Annotated in this window: 20 protein-coding genes; 13 read left to right on the top strand and 7 right to left on the bottom strand. The window is 64.2% G+C overall.

What is annotated here, in order from left to right; translation table 11 throughout:
* Window positions 1-127 precede the first annotated feature (127 nt).
* Window positions 128-610, top strand: a complete 483-nt coding sequence (locus P8H27_RS04555) for an LEA type 2 family protein (RefSeq protein WP_289635463.1) — start codon at window positions 128-130, stop codon at window positions 608-610.
* 59 nt (window positions 611-669) lie between these two features.
* On the opposite strand, the gene P8H27_RS04550 is transcribed toward P8H27_RS04555, so the two are convergent.
* Window positions 670-1,497 (bottom strand): AraC family transcriptional regulator, encoded by an 828-nt coding sequence (locus tag P8H27_RS04550; RefSeq protein WP_289635462.1) that lies wholly within the window; start codon window positions 1,495-1,497, stop codon window positions 670-672.
* Between the two features lie 101 nt (window positions 1,498-1,598).
* Between P8H27_RS04550 and P8H27_RS04545 the strand changes: the two genes are divergently transcribed.
* Window positions 1,599-1,787 (top strand): hypothetical protein, encoded by a 189-nt coding sequence (locus tag P8H27_RS04545; RefSeq protein ID WP_289635461.1) that lies wholly within the window; start codon window positions 1,599-1,601, stop codon window positions 1,785-1,787.
* A gap of 59 nt (window positions 1,788-1,846) precedes the next feature.
* Complete coding sequence (locus P8H27_RS04540; protein ID WP_289635460.1) at window positions 1,847-2,395, top strand: cytochrome P460 family protein; 549 nt, start codon at window positions 1,847-1,849, stop codon at window positions 2,393-2,395.
* Window positions 2,396-2,476: 81 nt separating this feature from the next.
* Here the strand turns inward: P8H27_RS04540 and P8H27_RS04535 are convergent, their stop codons facing one another.
* The gene (locus P8H27_RS04535) at window positions 2,477-4,015 is read right to left on the bottom strand and encodes a cytochrome c3 family protein (RefSeq protein ID WP_289635459.1); all 1,539 of its coding nucleotides are present in this window, start codon (window positions 4,013-4,015) and stop codon (window positions 2,477-2,479) included.
* 521 nt (window positions 4,016-4,536) lie between these two features.
* Here P8H27_RS04535 and P8H27_RS04530 point away from each other — a divergent pair.
* The 4 genes from P8H27_RS04530 to P8H27_RS04515 all read left to right on the top strand — a co-directional run bounded on the left by P8H27_RS04530 (window position 4,537) and on the right by P8H27_RS04515 (window position 7,263).
* The gene (locus P8H27_RS04530; RefSeq protein WP_289635458.1) at window positions 4,537-5,304 is read left to right on the top strand and encodes a phytanoyl-CoA dioxygenase family protein; all 768 of its coding nucleotides are present in this window, start codon (window positions 4,537-4,539) and stop codon (window positions 5,302-5,304) included.
* Window positions 5,305-5,494: 190 nt separating this feature from the next.
* Window positions 5,495-5,869 carry a hypothetical protein gene (locus P8H27_RS04525; RefSeq protein WP_289635457.1) on the top strand — a complete coding sequence of 125 codons (375 nt, stop codon included), beginning with the start codon at window positions 5,495-5,497 and terminating at the stop codon, window positions 5,867-5,869.
* 144 nt (window positions 5,870-6,013) lie between these two features.
* Complete coding sequence (locus P8H27_RS04520) at window positions 6,014-6,358, top strand: zinc ribbon domain-containing protein YjdM (RefSeq protein ID WP_289635456.1); 345 nt, start codon at window positions 6,014-6,016, stop codon at window positions 6,356-6,358.
* Between the two features lie 179 nt (window positions 6,359-6,537).
* Entirely contained in the window at window positions 6,538-7,263 is a 726-nt protein-coding gene (locus P8H27_RS04515) for an endonuclease (RefSeq protein WP_289635455.1), read from the top strand.
* 113 nt (window positions 7,264-7,376) lie between these two features.
* Here the strand turns inward: P8H27_RS04515 and P8H27_RS04510 are convergent, their stop codons facing one another.
* A complete protein-coding gene (locus P8H27_RS04510; RefSeq protein WP_289635454.1) occupies window positions 7,377-8,003 on the bottom strand; it encodes a c-type cytochrome in 627 nt (208 codons plus the stop codon).
* A gap of 262 nt (window positions 8,004-8,265) precedes the next feature.
* Window positions 8,266-8,685 carry a CBS domain-containing protein gene (locus tag P8H27_RS04505; protein ID WP_289635453.1) on the bottom strand — a complete coding sequence of 140 codons (420 nt, stop codon included), beginning with the start codon at window positions 8,683-8,685 and terminating at the stop codon, window positions 8,266-8,268.
* Between the two features lie 183 nt (window positions 8,686-8,868).
* On the opposite strand from P8H27_RS04505, the gene P8H27_RS04500 reads away from it, so the two are divergent.
* Both P8H27_RS04500 and P8H27_RS04495 read left to right on the top strand, forming a co-directional pair.
* Window positions 8,869-9,687: an NYN domain-containing protein gene (locus P8H27_RS04500; RefSeq protein ID WP_289635452.1), complete on the top strand. Its 819-nt coding sequence runs from the start codon at window positions 8,869-8,871 to the stop codon at window positions 9,685-9,687.
* Between the two features lie 58 nt (window positions 9,688-9,745).
* Entirely contained in the window at window positions 9,746-10,831 is a 1,086-nt protein-coding gene (locus P8H27_RS04495; RefSeq protein ID WP_289635451.1) for a type I restriction endonuclease, read from the top strand.
* A gap of 1,636 nt (window positions 10,832-12,467) precedes the next feature.
* Here the strand turns inward: P8H27_RS04495 and P8H27_RS04490 are convergent.
* Together P8H27_RS04490 and P8H27_RS04485 are read right to left on the bottom strand one after the other, a co-directional pair.
* The gene (locus P8H27_RS04490) at window positions 12,468-13,961 is read right to left on the bottom strand and encodes a CoA-acylating methylmalonate-semialdehyde dehydrogenase (RefSeq protein ID WP_289635450.1); all 1,494 of its coding nucleotides are present in this window, start codon (window positions 13,959-13,961) and stop codon (window positions 12,468-12,470) included.
* A 100-nt stretch (window positions 13,962-14,061) separates the two neighbouring features.
* Window positions 14,062-15,408 (bottom strand): aspartate aminotransferase family protein, encoded by a 1,347-nt coding sequence (locus P8H27_RS04485; RefSeq protein WP_289635449.1) that lies wholly within the window; start codon window positions 15,406-15,408, stop codon window positions 14,062-14,064.
* Between the two features lie 123 nt (window positions 15,409-15,531).
* Here P8H27_RS04485 and P8H27_RS04480 point away from each other — a divergent pair, with 123 nt between their 5' ends.
* Window positions 15,532-16,452, top strand: coding sequence for a LysR family transcriptional regulator (locus P8H27_RS04480; RefSeq protein ID WP_289635448.1), 921 nt, complete (start codon window positions 15,532-15,534; stop codon window positions 16,450-16,452).
* A gap of 26 nt (window positions 16,453-16,478) precedes the next feature.
* On the opposite strand, the gene P8H27_RS04475 is transcribed toward P8H27_RS04480, so the two are convergent.
* Window positions 16,479-16,922: a multidrug/biocide efflux PACE transporter gene (locus P8H27_RS04475; protein WP_289635447.1), complete on the bottom strand. Its 444-nt coding sequence runs from the start codon at window positions 16,920-16,922 to the stop codon at window positions 16,479-16,481.
* A gap of 98 nt (window positions 16,923-17,020) precedes the next feature.
* Between P8H27_RS04475 and P8H27_RS04470 the strand changes: the two genes are divergently transcribed.
* From P8H27_RS04470 to P8H27_RS04460, 3 genes are all read left to right on the top strand, one after another.
* Entirely contained in the window at window positions 17,021-17,875 is an 855-nt protein-coding gene (locus tag P8H27_RS04470; RefSeq protein WP_289635446.1) for a LysR family transcriptional regulator, read from the top strand.
* Between the two features lie 138 nt (window positions 17,876-18,013).
* A complete protein-coding gene (locus tag P8H27_RS04465; protein ID WP_289635445.1) occupies window positions 18,014-18,679 on the top strand; it encodes a TetR/AcrR family transcriptional regulator in 666 nt (221 codons plus the stop codon).
* 13 nt (window positions 18,680-18,692) lie between these two features.
* Complete coding sequence (locus P8H27_RS04460; protein ID WP_289635444.1) at window positions 18,693-19,277, top strand: YigZ family protein; 585 nt, start codon at window positions 18,693-18,695, stop codon at window positions 19,275-19,277.
* Window positions 19,278-19,385 lie beyond the last annotated feature (108 nt).

Raw genomic sequence — 19,385 nt, 5'->3', positions numbered from 1 at the left:
TCGCTGAACCGCAATAACCGGGCTGGAAACGCTCTCGCTACGGCGCTCGCTATTTTCACAAGCTCTGAGCAAACCCCATCCGCGACTGTCTTCTATCCTGTAGTAGCCCACAACGGAATACCCAACCATGCCCAGCAACACCGCTCTCCTGATCCGCGCCCTGCTCTACAGCCTGCTGCTCAGCCTGGCGGCGTGCAGCAGCCTGGGCCAACGCGACCCGTTGCGCATCGACCTGGTTGGCCTCGAGCCACTCGCCGGCGAAGGCCTGGAGATGCGCTTCGCGGTGAAACTGCGGGTACTCAACCCCAATGACGCCGCCATCGACTACAACGGCGTGGCCCTGGATCTGGAGGTCAACGGCCAGCCGCTGGCCAGCGGGGTGAGCGACCAGCGCGGCCAGGTGCCGCGCTTCGGCGAGGCGCTGATCAGCGTGCCGGTGAGCATTTCCGCGTTCTCGGCCGTGCGCCAGGCCTGGGGCGCGGCCGGTTACACGCCTGGGCAAGGCCTGCCCTATCAGCTGCACGGCAAGCTGGCCGGCGGACTGTTCAGCACCTCGCGCTTTACCGACAGCGGCACCCTGAATTGGCCGGAGCCCGCGAGCGCGCCGTAATCGGCCGTTGCCGCCGCGGGCTGACGGCCGCAGTAGGTCGGAGCTTGTTTCACCGCCTCTCAGGCCTGCATCAAACTTTTCAGCCAGTCCCGTGGCGATAAGCCGCAGCTGCGACTGAACACCCGCGACAGCGCTTCCGGGCTGGCATAGCCGACCGCCGGTGCGACCAGGCCCATGGGCTTGCCGTGTTTGAGCAGGCTCTTGGCCAGGCTCAGGCGCCACTCGGTCAGGTAGTCCAGCGGCGTCATGCCGACCGCCTCGCGGAAGTTCACCGCAAAGCGCGCGCGCGACATGCCGGCCCGTTGCGCCAGGCGTTGCAGAGTCCAGCCGGCCTCCGGTTGCTCGTGCATGGCATTGATCGCCTTGGCCAGGCGCGGCTCGGCCAGCCCGGCGAGAATTCCGGCCTGCAGCAGATTGGCATCCATGGCGTGGCGCATCAGCAGGATCAGCACGTACTCGACCAACCGATCGATAGCCGCCTGGCGCCCGCAATGATCGGCGAAGGCCTCGTCGAACAGCAGATTCAACACCGGTTCCAGGCTGGGGATCTGCGCCAGCGGCACCAGCATCTCGGCGGGCAGGGTGCGCAGCAACGGGTTGCCCAGGCCGCCGCCGAAGTCGAAGGTGGCGCACAGCACTTCGGCTCCCGCCGGCTCCTCGGCATGCAGGCGGTGGCTGCAAGGCCGGGGCAACAGCAGCAACGACGGCCGATCGATCTCGTAACTGCGCATCTGCGGCCCGGAGACCCGCAGGGTGCCGCGGCGCAACAGGTGCAGATAGCCGACGCTGCCGCCGTCGAACTGCTCGGAGAAGCCGCACAGCGGCCCGCTATGAAACACCTTGGCGCTCAGGGTGAAACGACTCAGCAAGGGGGAAAGCCGATCCATTCGATACCTCCTGCTAGATTTAAGAGACTATTCATCATCACCAATATCGCCTTCTCGGTCAAAGTGGATAGCACGCCACCACCACTCGAAGGACTCGCAATATGCCTCGCATCGCTCCCATTGACCTCCAGCACAGCGACGCCCATACCGCCGCCGCCCGCGAGGCGGGTCTGGATGACGGCCTGATCCTCGAAGTCGTGGCCCAGGTGGCGCTCAACGTACCGACCGACTTCAGCAACAACCTGGCGCACGCCGGCGTCGACTTCCCGCCGGTCAACCCCGCGCTGTAACGGCTCGGCGGCGCCTGCGAGGGCGCCGCCGTTTCTCGTCCCCACAGAGGAGCATCCTCATGAAGACCCTAGCATCCCTCGCCATCGCCCTCGCCAGCCTCAACGCCAACGCGGCGGATTTGGCCGAGCACACCTTCGGCACCTACGTGAATGACCAAGGCGAAATCAGTCTGCCCGCCGATGCCCGCAAGAGCTGGAGCCACCTCGGCTCCTGGGTGGTGACGGACGAAAAGGCGCCCGGTTATGGCTTCCATGACGTCTACAGCCAAGCCGAGGCAGTCGAGGCCTACCGCCAGACCGGGGAATTTCCGGACGGCGCCGTGTTGATCAAGGAAATCCGTAAGGTCGAGCACGGCATGCAGACCACCGGCCAAGCGCAGTGGGCCGGCGATACTGCGGTCTGGTTCGTGATGGTCAAGGATCGTCAGGGCCGCTTCCAGGGCAACCCGCACTGGGGCGAGGGCTGGGGCTGGGCGCTGTACGAAGCCAAGAACCCGACGCTGAATGTGTCGAAGAGCTTCGAGGAAACCTGCAAGGGCTGCCACGTCCCGGCCCAGCAGAACGACTGGGTGTTCACCCAGGGCTATCCGACGCTGCACAAGCCTTGAGAGGCGACGGAGTGCCGGGCAGCGCGCGGCGCTCCCCCACCACCGTTGATGGGCAAGCCTACCCGCACGCGCTCAGCTGAGTTAGCGTGCGCCCCTCGTGGCCGTCGTCAGATTCGTCGCCAACGGCACGCGCTGCGAGACGCTGGTCATGCGGGTGATTTCCACTTGCAGCTGATCCTTGCCCAGCAGGTAATCGACCAGTTTCTGCGAGAACGGCCAATAGTTCAGGTGCGCGGTCAGGGTCAGCGGCCCGACTGCATCGGCCGGCACCTGGAAGGAGAATTCGCGGACGATGTAGCCCTTGGGCAGGATGCGGTTATCCGAGAGGATTTGCGTGGCGTTCCAGACCTCGATGTCCAGTTCATTACCGTCCTTGTCGCCCAGGTGCACCTTGAAATTACGCGTGTCCTCCTCGGTCTTGCCGTCCTTCACCGCGCCCAGGCGATAGAGCTCGCGACCCGTGGCATCGCGCACCTGGAAGTCGATCCAGATCTCCCGCCCTTCCGGAAAGCCGGTCGGCAGCTTGTGCCCGGCGCCGACATTGGCCACCTTGAGCGCGACCGTGGCGTATTGCCCGGGCAGCATGTCGGCGGGCAGGGCCTGAAAATTAATTTCCGCCGCGCTCGCCAGCATGTCACGCGCACGCTGCGCGGCCTCGTGCTGACCGAGATGGCCGAGCACCGTGGCGTTGGCGCCGCTGAACCAGTGCGAGGCAACCCGCTCGCGCTCTGGCCCCATGCTCGCGGCCTTGCCGGCAAAGCCCGGCATATGGCAGTCCTGGCAGGTTTCATCGTTGAGGCTGTAGGGGCTCTCCAACCACTCGTCATAGGTGCGTTCGACCGCCACGCTGCTGAACGGGTGGGTGACGTTGTGGCAGGTGGCGCAAAAGTCCGAGCGGGTGTGCAGCGCCGAATACACGGTGTCGTGATAAGGCGAAACGGCATCCTTGCGCGGGCCGAACTTGGTCGACTTGCCGTGCGCGCGCGGGCTCATGACATAGGCGCCGTTATCCAGGCCGGTGCGCGCGCTGATGTTATGGCAGCTCTCGCAATCGACCCCCGGCATCGGATGATTCCTGGCGCTGTCTTCGACCGAAGAGCGATTGACCTGCGAGGTGATCTGCCCGGTGGTGAGGCCGATCGGCGAGTGGCAGCCGGTGCAGAAGTTGTCCACCTTGCCGTCGGTGGCCTCGCTGGCCATTTTCAGCAAGGCCCGGTAGATCGGTTCGTCCCAGGCCTGGGACATCATCGAAGTACGCCACTGCCGGTAGATCTCGACGTGGCAAGCACCGCACACCCGGGCATCGTCGAAGTCCTGCACATTCAACACCAGGTTGCCCGTGGTGTTGGCCCGATGCGGGAAGAACGGCAACGCCCCGCTGGCATCCATCAGCTCCGAGCGTGCCGGCTCCAGCCACTTGTCATTGCCTGAGCGGCCATTGCCCGACGGCTCGCCACCCAGGGTGACATCGACCGCGACCAGGGTGGCGAGCAGGGTCGCCGCCAACAACAAGAGCAACGAACAGTAAAACCCGCTGAGCGTGAAGCCGCCCTTGTCGTGCGGCGCTCGCTTGGCTAACGCCGGCCGCGCCTTTCCCGCCCTCTGCGTCAAGTTAGCCATCTCACCGCCTCCCTCATACTGCGCGACGTCACAGGGCCAGTCGCAACGCGCCTTCCAGATGATGCGACAGCACGCAGCCAAGCGCGCCCTCGACTCACTGGAGCAGGCTTTAACAAGGCGCAAATAGAAGCGAGGATGACTCAAGCGGATCACGCGCCATTGCCCTAGCGGCACACCAACCCGCCCCCGTTTCAAGCGCATGGGGCGCTCTTATTGCTTGAGCGTACTTAAGGTATTAGATGTGCCGCACAACAAAGTCAAAATTATGCCGACACAACCAGGAAGAGAAAATAGACTTGCAAGCAACTGATATATTTAATTTTTCTTATATAGCGACTAATCAGGTCAAGTTGATATAGCCAATCGAGCCTGCAACTCGTCGCATCGCCCGGTTCCGACACGCAACAACGCCTGCCGGATCGGCCAGGCAGCGCATCCACGGCCTCGATTGCCTATGCTGCAAGTGGGCCTGCCGCCTGCCGGAAGCCCACGCATGATGTCCACCGCGAGGTGATCGGCCCATGCCCAACCCCCCGATAGACCCGGCATTGACCGCCGCCCGCCTACTGGCCCTGCACCAACACGGCTACATGCTGCTGCCGGGGGTGCTCAGCGCCGCCCAGATCGCCGAGTTGCGCACGGCCATCGACCGACTCAAGCCGCAACACTGGGACTACTCCGGCCTGCTCGACCACTACAAATGCGTGTTCAACCGCGAGCCGCTGTGGCTCCCCTACCTCGACCAGCCGGGGGTGATCGAGCTGGCCGAGGCCGCCCTGGGTGCGGACTGCCATGTGGTCGGCCAGACCGCCTGGCGCTGTCACCCCGGCTTCGTTGGGGCCGGGCTGCACCTCGACTACCTGGTCATGGAACTGCCGCCGGCGCTGCTGGCCGACCCGGCCTTCGAGCTGCCGATGCAGATCTGCACGGCGCACTTCTACCTTGACGACATCGACCTGGATCTCTGCCCGACCCTGCTAATCCCCGGCAGCCACCGCGCCGGGCGCAAACCGCTGACGGGCGAAAGCCAGTGGCGGGGCCTGCCGGCGCAAGCGGTGCTGTGCCGCGCCGGCGATGTGCTGATGTTTCGCAGCGAGCTGTGGCATGCCGGCAGCAGCAACCGGACGGATCGCTCGCGCTACCTGCTGCAGGTGCACTACGGCCGACGCATGGTTGCGCAGAAATTCTCGCCCTATCTGACGTGGCGCTTCGCCCCCGCGGTGCTGGCCGCCTGTACCCCACGGCAACGCCGGCTGCTGGGCGAGCACGAGGAGGCGGAGTACGACTGAGCCGGGTCTGGCGGCCCGCCCCGCGCCAGTTGCCGGCCGCACGCCCGTCCGCCGCGGCGCCAGCGATTCTTGCCCGGCTCAGCCCACCTGGGGTTTACACAAGTTTTACATCGACCCTGGGTGATTTTTCACCGACAGGGCAGTCGAACTCCTTATCGGCACCTGCCGCCGTTTGCAAGGAGACCCGCCCATGATTGGTCGTATTCCTGTACTTGCCGTGCTCGTAGCCAGCCTGGCGCTGGCGGGCGAGGCATCGGCGCGAGGCTCGGAACGCAATGCCGTGATTGCCGGTGCGGTGGTCGGGGCCATGGTTGGCGGCGCCATCGCCGCCCACCGCCGCTATGAGCGCACGCCGCTGTATGTCGAAATCGGCGCCCCGCCTGCGCATGGCTACTACCGGCCCTATCCGCGCCATTACCAGCCGCCTGCGCTCTACTACCGGCCCTATCCGGTTGAGGTCAGGCCGTATTACCAGTACCGCCCGCGCCAGCAATTGCGCCACCACCGGTTTCACTACCGCAAGCACCAGCGGTATCACCGCGGTTATTACGCGCCACGCCGGTAGCGCCGCCGAGCCGCCCCGCCGATTGCGGGGCGGCTGCCGGCCTGCGTAGCGGGCCGCGGAGTAGCGCGCACCTTCGTCGGCTCAAAGCCACGGCAAAACCCTATATAATCTGCGGCCTTCCATACTCCCGCCCAAGGATCCGCCGTGAGCACTCTGCCAGCCTGCCCCAAATGCAATTCCGAATTCACCTACGAAGACGGCCAACTGCTGATCTGCCCGGAGTGCGCCCACGAGTGGTCCGCCGACGCCGCAGCCGAGGCCTCGGCAGACAGCGCTAAAGCGATCAAGGATTCGGTTGGCAACGTGCTGCAGGATGGCGACACCATCACCGTGATCAAGGATCTCAAGGTCAAAGGTTCGTCGCTGGTGGTCAAGGTCGGCACCAAGGTCAAAGGCATCCGCCTGTGCGACGGCGACCACGACATCGACTGCAAGATCGACGGTATCGGCGCCATGAAGCTCAAGTCCGAGTTCGTGCGCAAGGTCTGAGCGAACGAGCGTTCCCCCGGCCACGCGGGAACGCTCGCGCCGGATAGGCAACAGGCCCATCGGCGCAAACCCGCCCCACCCATGCGGCGCCCCCACAAAACCGAAAAAACCTCGTCCTAGCAGGCCCCTGGCCAGTTCGCCCAGCACTATCATGCGCGGCTTTTTGCCTCGAGCCGTCCATGCCGCGCCTGATCGCCCTGCTCTGCCTACTGTTCGCCGTATCCGGCCACGCCGCCGCCCCGCAAAACTTCGCCGCCGCCAAGAAAATCGCCTGGCAACTCTACGCCGAACGGCCGAGCACCTTCTATTGCGGCTGTGCCTACAGCGGCAAACGCATCGACCTGGCCAGTTGCGGCTATAAGGTGCGCAAGCAACCACGCCGTGCGCAGCGCCTGGAATGGGAGCATGTGGTGCCCGCCTGGGTGATCGGCCACCAGCGCCAATGCTGGCAACACGGCGGACGCCAGAACTGCAGCCGCAGCGATCCGCTGTTCAAGGCCGCCGAAGCCGACCTGCACAACCTGGTGCCGAGCATCGGCGAAGTGAATGGCGACCGCTCCAACTACGCCCTCGGCATGCTCAGCGAAAAACCCCGGCAGTACGGCGCCTGCCCCATGGTGGTCAACTTCCAGCAGAAAACCGCCATGCCGCCCGAGCAGGCCCGCGGCGCCGCGGCGCGCATCTACCTGTACATGGCCGACCACTACCAACTGCGCCTGTCCAAACTGGATCGGCGCACCTACGAAGCCTGGCACCGTCGCTACCCGGTCGAGGAATGGGAACGCTGGCGCAACCAGAAAGTCGGCTGCGTCATGGGCCACGGCAACCCCTATGTTGGTGCCGTCGACCAAGGCCGCTGCCCGCCGCTGCGGCGCGCCGGCGACACCCGCCGCACCAGCGGCTGACGCCAGAGGGGGGGAGTTTCTGCGGCAAATGTAATGGCTTTTGTAGGATGTGGCGGGCCGCGGAGATTGAGCGCCGCGATACCCATCGCGGCCGAGCACCGACGCGCCTGAGGTCAGGGCCGCAGTTGCTGCAGATAAACGGCCAGGGAGCTGATTTGTGCGTCGCTGAAGTCGGCAACGATCGACATCATCACCGAACCGGCGCGGCTCGGATCCTTGTCGCGGAAACGCCTCAGCGCCTTGCCCAGGTACTCGGCCGGCTGACCGGCCAGACGCGGCGTGTTGTCGCGGCCTTCGGCATTCACCCCGTGGCAACCGGTGCAAATGGTCTTGAACGTCACCTCGCCCTGCTGCAGCAACGCCGCATCGACCGGCTCGCCATGCGCCAGCAGCTTTTGCTGGCCGTAGTAGATGGCGATGTTGACCCGGTCATCCAGGGTCAGATTCGGCGCCAACTTGGACATGACGAAGTCCTTGCGCTCACCGCTGGCAAACTTCTCGAAGGCGCTGAACAGGTACAGCGGATTCTGCTCGGCCAGGTTGGGAATGTACGGGCGCTTGCTGTTGCCGTTCTCGCCGTGGCAATTGCCACAGAAGAGCATACGTTCCTGGCCGGCGGCATAGGCCTGCTCGCGCAACACCGGGTCGGCGCTGAGCCGGGTAAAGCGCTGCATGGCCTCATCGCTGGCCTGGGCCAGGCTGATCATGCAACTGAAAAACACAAGGGCGAGCACGCGCATGGCGAAAGTCCTTTTCCTGGTTGTCTTGCTAGGACGGGGGGTTCAGGCCGCGACTATAGGCGCAGCGAGCCGAGCGCACCCCGGCGCAGGTCAAGCAAATGGCAAATAGTGAAGCGTGAAGCGCAGCCTGGCGGCGTAGGCCCTATGCATGCAACGCCTGGGAGAGCAGGCCCCCCAGGCTCAGGGGCCGCACTCGAACGCTTTTGGTGCAACCACAGGCCAAAGCGGCGCCGCCCGCCCTTTACGGGTGCGCGAACGGGGTTCAGGCCGAGCGGGACAGCGGCAACGCCATCAGGTCATCCAGCAGCTTCAGGATATGCCGGCGGGTAATCACCCCGACCACCTTGCCGCCGGCATCGACCACCGGGTAACTCTTCGGCTTGTCGCCGAGCATTTGCTGCGCCAGCGTCAGCGCGTCCATATCGGGCGTCACACTGAGCACGTCGGTGCGCATGATGTCGCGCACCGTGGCCACCCGCTGGTTGTAATAGGCCACCTGAATCGCCACCTGCAGGCACTCCTGCTCGGAGATCCAGCCCAGCAGCCGGCCCTGCGCATCGGTGACCGGGCCGCCGAGAATGCGCCGGCGCAGCAACTTTCTGGCCGCCTCCACCACCGGCATATCGGCGCGGATGGTGGCGAAGTCCTGGGTCATGTAATCGGCAATGGCGACAGTGTTCATTGAGCGGATTCCCATAGTGCTAGCGAGTCGTGATCGACCGGGCGGACTCCCGGACACAGGGCTCTTAGCAAGTTCCAGGCCCTGTTCACCTCGCCCCCCTGCCAGCAGACGGCGAGCGCTTGCCTATGGCGCCGTGCCAGCATCCGCAGTATGTTCGGGGCACGCCTATTCAAGGATGTCCGCATGGCCAGCAAAGCCCACCCGCAGCGTCAGCAACAGCTCCTGGCGGTGCTGATCGACGCCGACAACGCCTCCGCCGCCATCGTCGAAGGCCTGTTCGAGGAAATCGCCAAATTCGGCGTCGCCAGCGTCAAGCGCATCTACGGCGACTGGACCCAACCCAACCTCGGCAGCTGGAAGAAGGTGCTGCTGGACTACTCGATCCAGCCGATCCAGCAGTTCGCCTACACCCGCGGCAAAAACGCCACCGACAGTGCGCTGATCATCGACGCCATGGATCTGCTCTACACCCGGCGCTTCGATGGCTTCTGCCTGGTCTCCAGCGACAGCGACTTCACCCGCCTGGCCGCGCGCCTGCGCGAGGAAGGCCTGACCGTGTACGGCTTCGGCGAAGAGAAAACGCCCAAACCCTTCGTCTCGGCCTGCGACAAGTTCATCTACACCGAAATCCTCCGTGCCGATGCCGTGGAAGCCCAGGCCGAACCGCTGAGCAATGGCGAGAAACCGCAGCCAAGCGGGAAAAACGAGCAACCCGACGAGCCGGCCAAGGCGCCTGACAAACCGAAAGTGCAGAAGGTACCGGTGGATTTCATCGCCAAGGTCATCGAAGACATCGACGATGAGGATGGCTGGGTAGGACTCGGAGCGCTCGGCTCGAACATCAGCAAGCTACGCCCGGCCTTCGATGCTCGGCTGTATGGGTTCAAGAAGCTCAGCGATTTGATCAAGGGCCATCCCAAACGCTTCGAGTTACAGGCCCGCGGGAGCAGTGCGACGGGGGGCGAGGCGTTGTATGTGCGGAATCGGAAGGTGGGGAAGTAACACGCGTACCGCATAACCCAACACAAACCACGGACATTAATACAGCAAGGAATTAGACATGGAATTCTTCGAAAAACTTAACAGTCTCTCAGCCAAGATTCGCCAACAGGCTGCAGCGATAAAAACGGAAGAAGCTACAAAAAATGCCTTTGTCATGCCATTCATCAACAGCGTACTCGGCTACGACGTATTTGATCCTCGGGAAGTAACCCCGGAGTTCGTCTGTGACGTAGGGACGAAGAAAGGTGAAAAAATTGACTACGCAATTCTAAAAGATGGCGAAGTTCAAATACTGATCGAATGCAAGAAGATTGGCGAACCACTGAATGTCAACCACGCATCCCAACTGTTTCGCTATTTCCATGTAACCAATGCTCGTATTTCCATCCTCACGAATGGCCAAGTCTACAAATTCTTTACTGACCTCGATGCCCCAAACAAAATGGATGAAAAGCCCTTTCTTGAACTGGACTTACTCGACATCGACGAACACGCCGTACCTGAACTATTAAAGCTCACTAAATCGGCTTTCGATGTTGATTCCATTGTCAACTCCGCGGGCGAGCTTAAGTATGTCAGCCAAATAAAAAAAGAAATCGCATCCCAATTCAGCAAGCCTGATGATGATTTTGTAAAATTCTTCGCGTCACGCGTTTATGAAGGAATGATCACGCAAAAAGTTCGTGAGCAATTTACTGAACTGACGCGAAAAGCTGTTGCTCAATTTTTGAGCGACCAAGTTAATGATCGCTTAAAGTCTGCGATGAGCGGTGCGCTACAGCCTAGCTACTCCGCTGCCGCACCGGTATCAAGCGAGGCCCAGGTAGAACAACTCGATGAGCCCGCAGACGACAAGGTAATGACCACGCTTGAAGAACTCGAGGGCTACCATATTGTAAAAGCGATTGTGCGTTCGGTTGTTGACGCGAAGCGGATTATTCAGCGTGACACTCAGAGTTACTTCGGTATTTTGCTGGATGACAATAACCGCAAACCGATTTGCCGCCTGCACTTCAATCGTATGCAAAAATACATTGGCATCTTTGACCAAGAGAAAAACGAGACACGCCATCCTATCAGCTCATTGGATGAAATCTACGACTTTTCCGATCAGTTGAAAACGACCACCGGATTTTACTCATAACTTTAATGTGACGCGAAACTACTTTCGCAGGATGGGTTGAGCATAGCGAAACCCATCAACTTCTCGACAAGTAGCTAGTGGCCTGATCGATTAATCCGTTTATCCATTGATCGTACCCACGCTCTGCGTGGGCACGCGGCACCGGACGCTCCGCGTCCTTGCTCGGCGAGAGGCAAAGCAAACCGTGACGCGGAGCGTCACAGGCGCTGTGCCCACGCTGGAGCGTGGGCACAATCAGTTCTTCTTTTGGTCACCCTGCGCAGAACGATCAGGCGACGCCAATCGCCCCTTCAGGAGGCCGCACGGAATCGTTGCGCAAGGGGTTGAGCGGCATGGATGCCGCGAGAGCCGCGATGGGCCAGGGATGGCCCTTCGCGGCGGGCCCCTGGAGCAATGATGGAGTGAGGGAACCCGCCGCAGGCGGGCCGGATGCAGGAGCAAGCGTTTTTGGTTACTTTTTGGGCGACTGCAAAAAGTGACTCGCCGTAAGGGCGAAACCATTAATCACACACAACGCAAAAGCGGCGGGTGCGTGCAAACCCCAAATAGGTAATCGATGCATTGATCGTACCCACGCTCTGCGTGGGCACGCAGCACCGGACGCTCCGCGTCCTTGCTCGGCGAGAGGCAACGCAAACCGTGACGCGGAGCGTCACAGGCGCTGTGCCCACGCTGGAGCGTGGGCACAATCAGTTCTTCTTTGGTCACCCTGCGCAGAACGATCAGGCGACGCCAATCGCCCCTTCAGGAGGCCGCACGGAATCGTTGCGCAAGGGGTTGAGCGGCATGGATGCCGCGAGAGCCGCGATGGGCCAGGGATGGCCCTTCGCGGCGGACTCCTGGAGCAATGATGGAGTGAGGGAACCCGCCGCAGGCGGGCCGGATGCAGGGGCAAGCGTTTTTGGTTACTTTTTGGGCGACTGCAAAAAGTGACTCGCCGTAAGGGCGAAACCATTAATCACACACAACGCAAAAGCGGCGGGTGCGTGCAAATCCCAAATAGCCAATCGATGCATGAGCGATTGATCGTACCCACGCTCTGCGTGGGCACGCAGCACCGGACGCTCCGCGTCCTTGCTCGGCGAGAGGCAACGCAAACCGTGACGCGGAGCGTCACAGGCGCTGTGCCCACGCTGGAGCGTGGGCACAATCAGTTCTTCTTTTGGTCACCCTGCGCAGAACGATCAGGCGACGCCAATCGCCCCTTCAGGAGGCCGCACGGAATCGTTGCGCAAGGGGTTGAGCGGCATGGATGCCGCGAGAGCCGCGATGGGCCAGGGATGGCCCTTCGCGGCGGGCCCCTGGAGCAATGATGGAGTGAGGGAACCCGCCGCAGGCGGGCCGGATGCAGGGGCAAGCGTTTTTGGTTACTTTTTGGGCGACTGCAAAAAGTGACTCGCCGTAAGGGCGAAACCATTAATCACACACAACGCAAAAGCGGCGGGTGCGTGCAAACCCCAAATAGGTAATCGATGCATTGATCGTACCCACGCTCTGCGTGGGCACGCAGCACCGGACGCTCCGCGCCCTTGCTCGGCGAGAGGCAAAGCAAACCGTGACGCGGAGCGTCACAGGCGCTGTGCTCACGCTGGAGCGTGGGCACAATCAAGATAGGCGCTTACTGCTAGCGACTCACTCAGCCGTTGCTGGGGAAGGCAAACTGCGCCGCTTCATGCGAGGCGCGTTGCGGCCAGCGCTGGGTGATGGCCTTGCGCTTGGTGTAGAAGCGCACGCCGTCCGGGCCGTAGGCGTGCAGGTCGCCGAACAGCGAGCGCTTCCAGCCGCCGAAGCTGTGGTAGGCCACCGGCACCGGCAGGGGCACGTTGACGCCGACCATGCCGACCTCGATCTCGTCGCAGAACAGCCGCGCCGACTCGCCGTCGCGGGTGAAGATGCAGGTGCCGTTGCCGTATTCGTGGTCGTTGATCAGCTGCATCGCCTGTTCCAGGCTGTCGACGCGGACGATGCACAGCACCGGGCCGAAGATTTCGTCGGTGTAGATGCTCATCTCCGGGCTGACCTTGTCGAACAGGGTGCCACCGAGGAAGAAGCCGGTCTCGTTGCCCGGCACGCTCAGACCGCGACCATCGACCACCAGCTCGGCACCGGCGGCGACGCCGGCATCGATATAGCCGGTGACGCGATCACGCGCGGCGGCGGTGACCAGCGGGCCCATGTCCAGGCCGGTGTTGGTGCCGGCGCCGATCTTCAGGCCTTGGATCTGCGGCACCAGCTTCTGCACCAGGGCATCGGCGATCTGCTCGCCGACGCACACGGCCACCGAGATGGCCATGCAGCGCTCGCCGCAGGAACCGTAGGCCGCCCCCATCAGCGCGTTGACGGTGTTGTCCAGGTCGGCGTCGGGCATCAGCACGGCGTGGTTCTTGGCACCGCCCAGGGCCTGCACGCGCTTGCCGCGTTTGGTGCCTTCGCTGTAGATGTATTCGGCGATCGAGGTCGAGCCGACGAAGCTCAGGGCCTTGACTTGCGGTGCCTCGATCAGCGCGTCGACCGCTTCCTTGTCGCCGTGCACCACGCTCATCACGCCCTTGGGCAGACCGGCTTCGAGCAGCAGCTCGGCGATCAGCAGGGTCGAGCTGGGGTCGCGCTCGGACGGCTTGAGGATGAAGCAGTTGCCGCAGACGATGGCCAGCGGGTACATCCACAGCGGCACCATGGCCGGGAAGTTGAACGGGGTGATGCCGGCGACCACGCCCAGGGGCTGGAAGTCGCTCCAGGCGTCGATGTTCGGGCCGACGTTGCGGCTGTACTCGCCCTTGAGGATTTCCGGGGCGGCACAGGCGAACTCGACGTTCTCGATGCCGCGCTTGAGTTCGCCGGCGGCGTCTTCCAGGGTCTTGCCGTGTTCCAGGCTGATCAGTTGGGCGATGCGCGCTTCGTTGGCTTCCAGCAGCTGCTTGAAGCGGAACATGATCTGCGCGCGCTTGGCCGCCGGGGTCTTGCGCCAGGCCGGATAGGCGGCCTGGGCGGCGTCGATGGCCTGCTGCACGGTGGCGCAGTCGGCCAGGGCGACCCGATGGATCACCTCGCCGGTGGACGGGTTGTAGACGTCGGCGGTGCGCTCGCTGCTGATGTGTTCGCCATTGATCAGGTGGGTGATGGTGGTCATGGGGTGCTCCGTTAATCGAGTTCTGTAGGGTGGATGACGCTGCGTTCATCCACCTGGCGGTCTTGTCTGTGGGTGGAGGAAGCGCCATCCACCCTAGGGCTCAATCGAGCTGGTTGAGGGTCTCGCCGACCGCGTCGAATACCCGGTCGAGGTCTTCCATCTTGGCGTTGAAGGTCGGCCCGAACTGCAGGGTGTCGCCGCCGAAGCGCACGTAGAAACCGGCCTGCCACAGGGCCATGCCGGCCTCGAACGGGCGGATCGTCGGGTCGCCGTCACGCGGCGCGATCTGGATCGCACCGGCCAGGCCGCAGTTGCGGATGTCGACGATGTGCTGGACGCCTTTGAGGCCATGCAGGGCGTCGGCGAACCGGGGGGCCAGCTCGGCGGACTGCTGGATCAGATTCTCGCGCTTGAGCAGCTCCAGCGAGGCCAGGCCGGCGGCGCAGGCCACCGGGTGGGCCGAGTAGGTGTAGCCGTGGGTGAACTCGACCATGTGCTCGGGCGACGGCTGCTGCATAAAGGTGTCGTAAATTTCTTTGGAGGCGATCACCGCGCCCAGGGGGATGGCGCCGTTGGTGATCTGCTTGGCGGCGTTGATGATGTCCGGGGTCACGCCGAAGTACTCGGCGCCGCTCCACTTGCCCATGCGGCCGAAGGCGGTGATCACCTCGTCGAAGATCAGCAGGATGTTGTGCTGGCTGCAGATCTCGCGCAGGCGCTGCAGGTAGCCCACCGGCGGCACTATCACGCCGGCCGAGCCGGACATCGGCTCGACTATCACCGCGGCGATGTTCGAGGCGTCGTGCAGCTCGATCAGCTTGAGCAGCTCGTTGGCCAGTTCGACGCCGCCGGTCGCGGCCATGCCCTGGGTGTAGGCCAGGTGCGGCTGCAGGGTGTGCGGCAGGTGGTCGACGTCCATCAGCTGGCCGTACATCTTGCGGTTGCCGCCGATGCCGCCGAGGCTGGTGCCGGCGATGTTGACGCCGTGATAACCGCGGGCGCGGCCGATGAACTTGGTCTTGGCCGGCTGGCCCTTGAGGCGCCAGTAGGCCTTGGCCATCTTCACCGCGGTGTCGGCGCACTCGGAGCCCGAGCCGGTGAAAAACACGTGGTTGAGCTCACCCGGCATCAGGTCGGCGATCTGCTCGGCCAACTGGAAGGATAGCGGGTGGCCGTATTGGAAGGCCGGCGAGTAGTCGAGGGTGCCCAGCTGCCTGGCCACCGCCTCCTGGATTTCCTTGCGGGTGTGGCCGGCGCCGCAGGTCCACAGGCCCGACAGGCTGTCGTAGACCTTGCGGCCCTGGTCGTCGGTCAGCCAGCTGCCTTCGGCGGCGACTATCAGGCGCGGGTCGCGCTGGAAGTTGCGGTTGGCGGAAAACGGCATCCAGTGGGCGTCCAGCTTGAGCTGGCTGGCCAGGGACGGGGTAGCGGTCTGCGGCATGTTCATCGGCGGCCTCGCACGGAAGGGCGGTGTTCGGATTAAGAGAAGCAGTTGCCAGCAAAGGTGCCACGGGCATACATTTAGTAAAACCACACTCTTCTTATCTTTAGTTAACTGGCTACTAAACAAATGAGCACACGCCGCCCCGAACCCCTGGCCCAGGTCAGCGACTTCGATATCCGCCTGCTCAAGCTGTTTCGCAGCGTGGTGGAGTGCGGCGGCTTTTCCGCCGCCGAGACCGTGCTGGGGATCGGCCGCTCGGCGATCAGCCAGCAGATGAGCGACCTGGAGCAGCGCCTCGGCCTGCGCCTGTGCCAGCGCGGCCGCGCCGGCTTCGCCCTGACCGAGGAAGGCCGCGAGGTGTACCAGTCGACCCAGCAGTTGCTGGCGGCGCTGGAGAGCTTTCGCACCGAGGTCAACGGCCTCCACCAGCACCTGCGCGGCGAGCTCAACATCGGCCTGACCGACAACCTGGTGACGGTGCCGCACATGCGCATCACCCATGCCCTGGCCCGGCTCAAGGAGCGCGGTCCGGAGGTGCGCATCCATATCCGCATGACCCCGCCCAGCGAGGTCGAGCAGGGCGTGCTCGACGGCCGCCTGCACATCGGCGTGGTGCCGCAGGCCGGGGCGCTGTCCGGGCTGGACTACCAGGCGCTGTACGACGAGCGCTCGCTGCTCTACTGCGCGGTCGGCCACCCGCTGTTCTATGTCGACGACCGGCAGCTCGAGGATCAGCGCCTGGATGCCCAGGACGCGGTGGCGCCGACCTTCCGCCTGCCGCCGGAGGTGCAGAGCCACTATCAGACGCTCAATTGCAGCGCCAGCGCCTCGGATCGCGAGGGCATGGCCTTCCTGATTCTCACCGGGCGCTATATCGGCTACCTGCCCGATCACTACGCCGCCGCCTGGGTGCAACAGGGCCGTCTGCGCGCCCTGAAACCCGGCAGCCGCTTCTACGACCTCAGCCTGGCGGCGGTGACCCGCAAGGGGCGGCGCCCGCACCTGGTGCTGGAGAGTTTTCTCGAGGCCCTGGCCAGCACCGCCTGACGGGCCGGCGCCGGGCCAATTGCGCCTCAGCGGGCCAAACGAGCGCCGTACCAGTGCCGCAGCGGCGCCCGCAGAACGTCGTAGGCCCAGTGATAGAGGTAGGTGTAAGGCAGGAAGAACAGCAGCAGACCTATGTCCATCAGCAGCGCGGCGAACCAGCCGATATCCAGCCACCAGGCCGCGAACGGCACGCAGAGCAGGATCAGCCCGCCCTCGAACAGCAGCGCGTGGACGATCCGCAGCGGCACGCTCTGGCGCACGCCCCAGCGCCGCCGCGCGCGGTCGAACGCCCGGTTGAACAGCACGTTCCAAGCCAGGGCGATCAGGCAGTTGGCCAGGGTGACCACCCCCATCAGCTGCCACTCGGCCTGCATCGCCCAGGCCAACAGCGGGGTGCTGAGCAGGATCGCCAGCACTTCGAAGCCCAGGGCCTGGAAGATTCGCTCGTTCAGGGTTTTCTCGGCGCTCATGACTGGCTTCTTTCCTGTTACTGACGGGGGGCGCTTGCCATATTCGCCGCAGCTTCGGATACTTCAAAGCTAGTTACCATCGATAAAAGCGATAGTTCATGCCCTCCTCCGATGCCTTGCAGGCCTTTGTCCAGGCGGCCACCTGCGGCTCCTTTTCCGCGGCGGCGCGGCGCCTGGGCAAGAGCCAGTCGACCATCAGCACGGCCATCGCCAACCTGGAAACCGACCTGGGCCTGCTGCTGTTCGATCGCCGCAGCCGCAAGCCCAGCCTGACCGAACAGGGCCGGGTGCTGCTGCGCCGGGCCGAGGAGGTGCTGGCGGCCAACAGCCTGCTGGCGCGCACCGCACAGGAACTGGCGCAGGGGCTGGAGTCGAAGCTGAGCATAGTGCTGTCCGATACCTACCAGTCCGAGCGCTTCGAGGAGGTGCTCGACGAGTTCCAGCAGCGCTACCCGGATCTGCAGTTCGAGTGCCTGATCGCCGAGTACGACGACCTGCTCGCCATCGTCCAGCAAGGCCGGGCGCAGATGGGCTTCGTCGAGTCGCAAGCGCTCTATCCCGCCGAAATCGGCGCCGCCGCGGTCGCCGAAGCCTCGGAAATGGCGCTGTTCGTCTGCGCCAGCCACCCACTCGCGCGCCTCGCCCACGTCAGCGAGGAGGCCCTGCAAGCGCACCGCCAACTGCGCCTGGGCACCGTCCTCAACAGCGCCGGCGCCACTGTGCGCGGGCGCTCCTGGTCGGCGCCGAGCTACCTGATGCTGCTGGAGATGGCCGAGCGCGGATTCGGCTGGGCGCCTATCCCGCGCAACCTGGTGAACCGCTTCGGCTCCGCCGCGCTGCACGAACTCCAGGTGCACGGCTGGCCCCGGCGGATAGTGGTCGACGCGGTCTGGTCGAGATTCCGCCCGCTGGGCCCGGCCGGCGGTTGGTTCCTGGAGAAGATGCTCGGCTAGCCCGCCGCACAGGCGGGGGCCTATGACCTAAGCTGGAGGCCAGCAGCGGCGGTTTTCTGCAACCCGCACTTGTCACCCCGGCGACAGTGGGTTATCAGTGCAAGCGTCCGAAAACCTGACCACTGCGGAACCGCCCCCATGACCGTCGAAGTCCCCGCGCACAGCGTCCATTCCAGCGACAAACCGGCTGGGCGCATTCGCCAGAAGAACGAAGAAGCGATCATCCAGGCCGCCGAGGAAGAATTCGCCCGGCACGGCTTCAAGGGCACCAGCATGAACACCATCGCCCAGAGCGTCGGCCTGCCCAAGGCCAACCTGCACTACTACTTCAACAACAAGCTGGGCCTGTACCTGGCGGTGCTCGGCAACATCCTCGAGCTGTGGGACAGCACCTTCAACAACCTGAGCGTCGACGACGATCCGGCCGAGGCGCTGAGTCGCTATATCCGCGCCAAACTGGAGTTCTCCCGCCGCTACCCCAAGGCTTCGCGGATCTTCGCCATGGAGGTGATCGGCGGCGGCGAATGCCTGTCGGCCTTCTTCAACCAGGACTACCAGAGCTGGTTCCGCGGCCGCGCCGCGGTGTTCGAAACCTGGATCGCCGCCGGCAAGATGGATCCGGTCGACCCGATGCACCTGATCTTCCTGCTGTGGGGCAGCACCCAGCACTACGCCGACTTCGCCTCGCAAATCTGCCGGCTCACCGGCCGTTCGCGTCTGACCAAGGAGGATTTCGCCACGGCCGGCGACAACCTGGTCGGCATCATCCTCAAGGGCTGCGGCCTGACGCCGCCGCCCCGCTGAACGCGACACAGCCATGCCCTTTAGCCTGCTCGGCCCTTGCACCTACCGCGAGGAAATCCGCAAGAGCCGCTTCCTCGCCCTGGCCGCGCCGGTGACCAGCGCGGCCGAGGCCCAGGCCTTTATCGCGCGCGCCAGCGAGTCCGGCGCCTCGCACAACTGCTGGGCCTGGAAAGTCGGCCAGCACTACCGCTTCAGCGACGACGGCGAACCGGGCGGCAGCGCCGGCCGGCCGATCCTCGCCGCCATCGAAGGCCAGGACTGCGACCAGGTCGCGGTGCTGGTGATCCGCTGGTACGGCGGCATCCAGCTCGGCACCGGCGGCCTGGCCCGCGCCTACGGCGGCAGCGCGAACAAGTGCCTGCAGGCCGCCGAGCGGGTCGAACTGGTGGCGCGCAGCCGCTGCGTCTGCCACTGCGGCTTCGCCGAGCTGGCGCTGCTCAAGGCGCGCCTGGGCGAGCTGGAGGCCTTGCTGGAACAGGAAACCTTCGACGCCGAAGGCGCCGAATTGCAGCTGGCCCTGCCCGAGGCACGCTTCGCCGACTTGCAGCAGTTGCTGGCCGGCATCAGCCGCGGGCGCATCATGTTGCGCCGCCTGTAGCGAGCAATCGCGCTCAAGAGCACTCCTGCCAACATGCGCGGCGCGGCGCGCCAGGTGCTGCACCTGCAACGCCTGCGCTACAGCGCCGAGCTGATCGCCGCCTAAGCA

Origin of the sequence: Pseudomonas sp. sp1636 (assembly GCF_030376615.1) — a bacterium.
Taxonomy (GTDB): domain Bacteria; phylum Pseudomonadota; class Gammaproteobacteria; order Pseudomonadales; family Pseudomonadaceae; genus Aquipseudomonas.
Note: the sequence above shows the minus strand (reverse complement) of the source record. Positions and strands in the feature narration are given on the sequence as shown.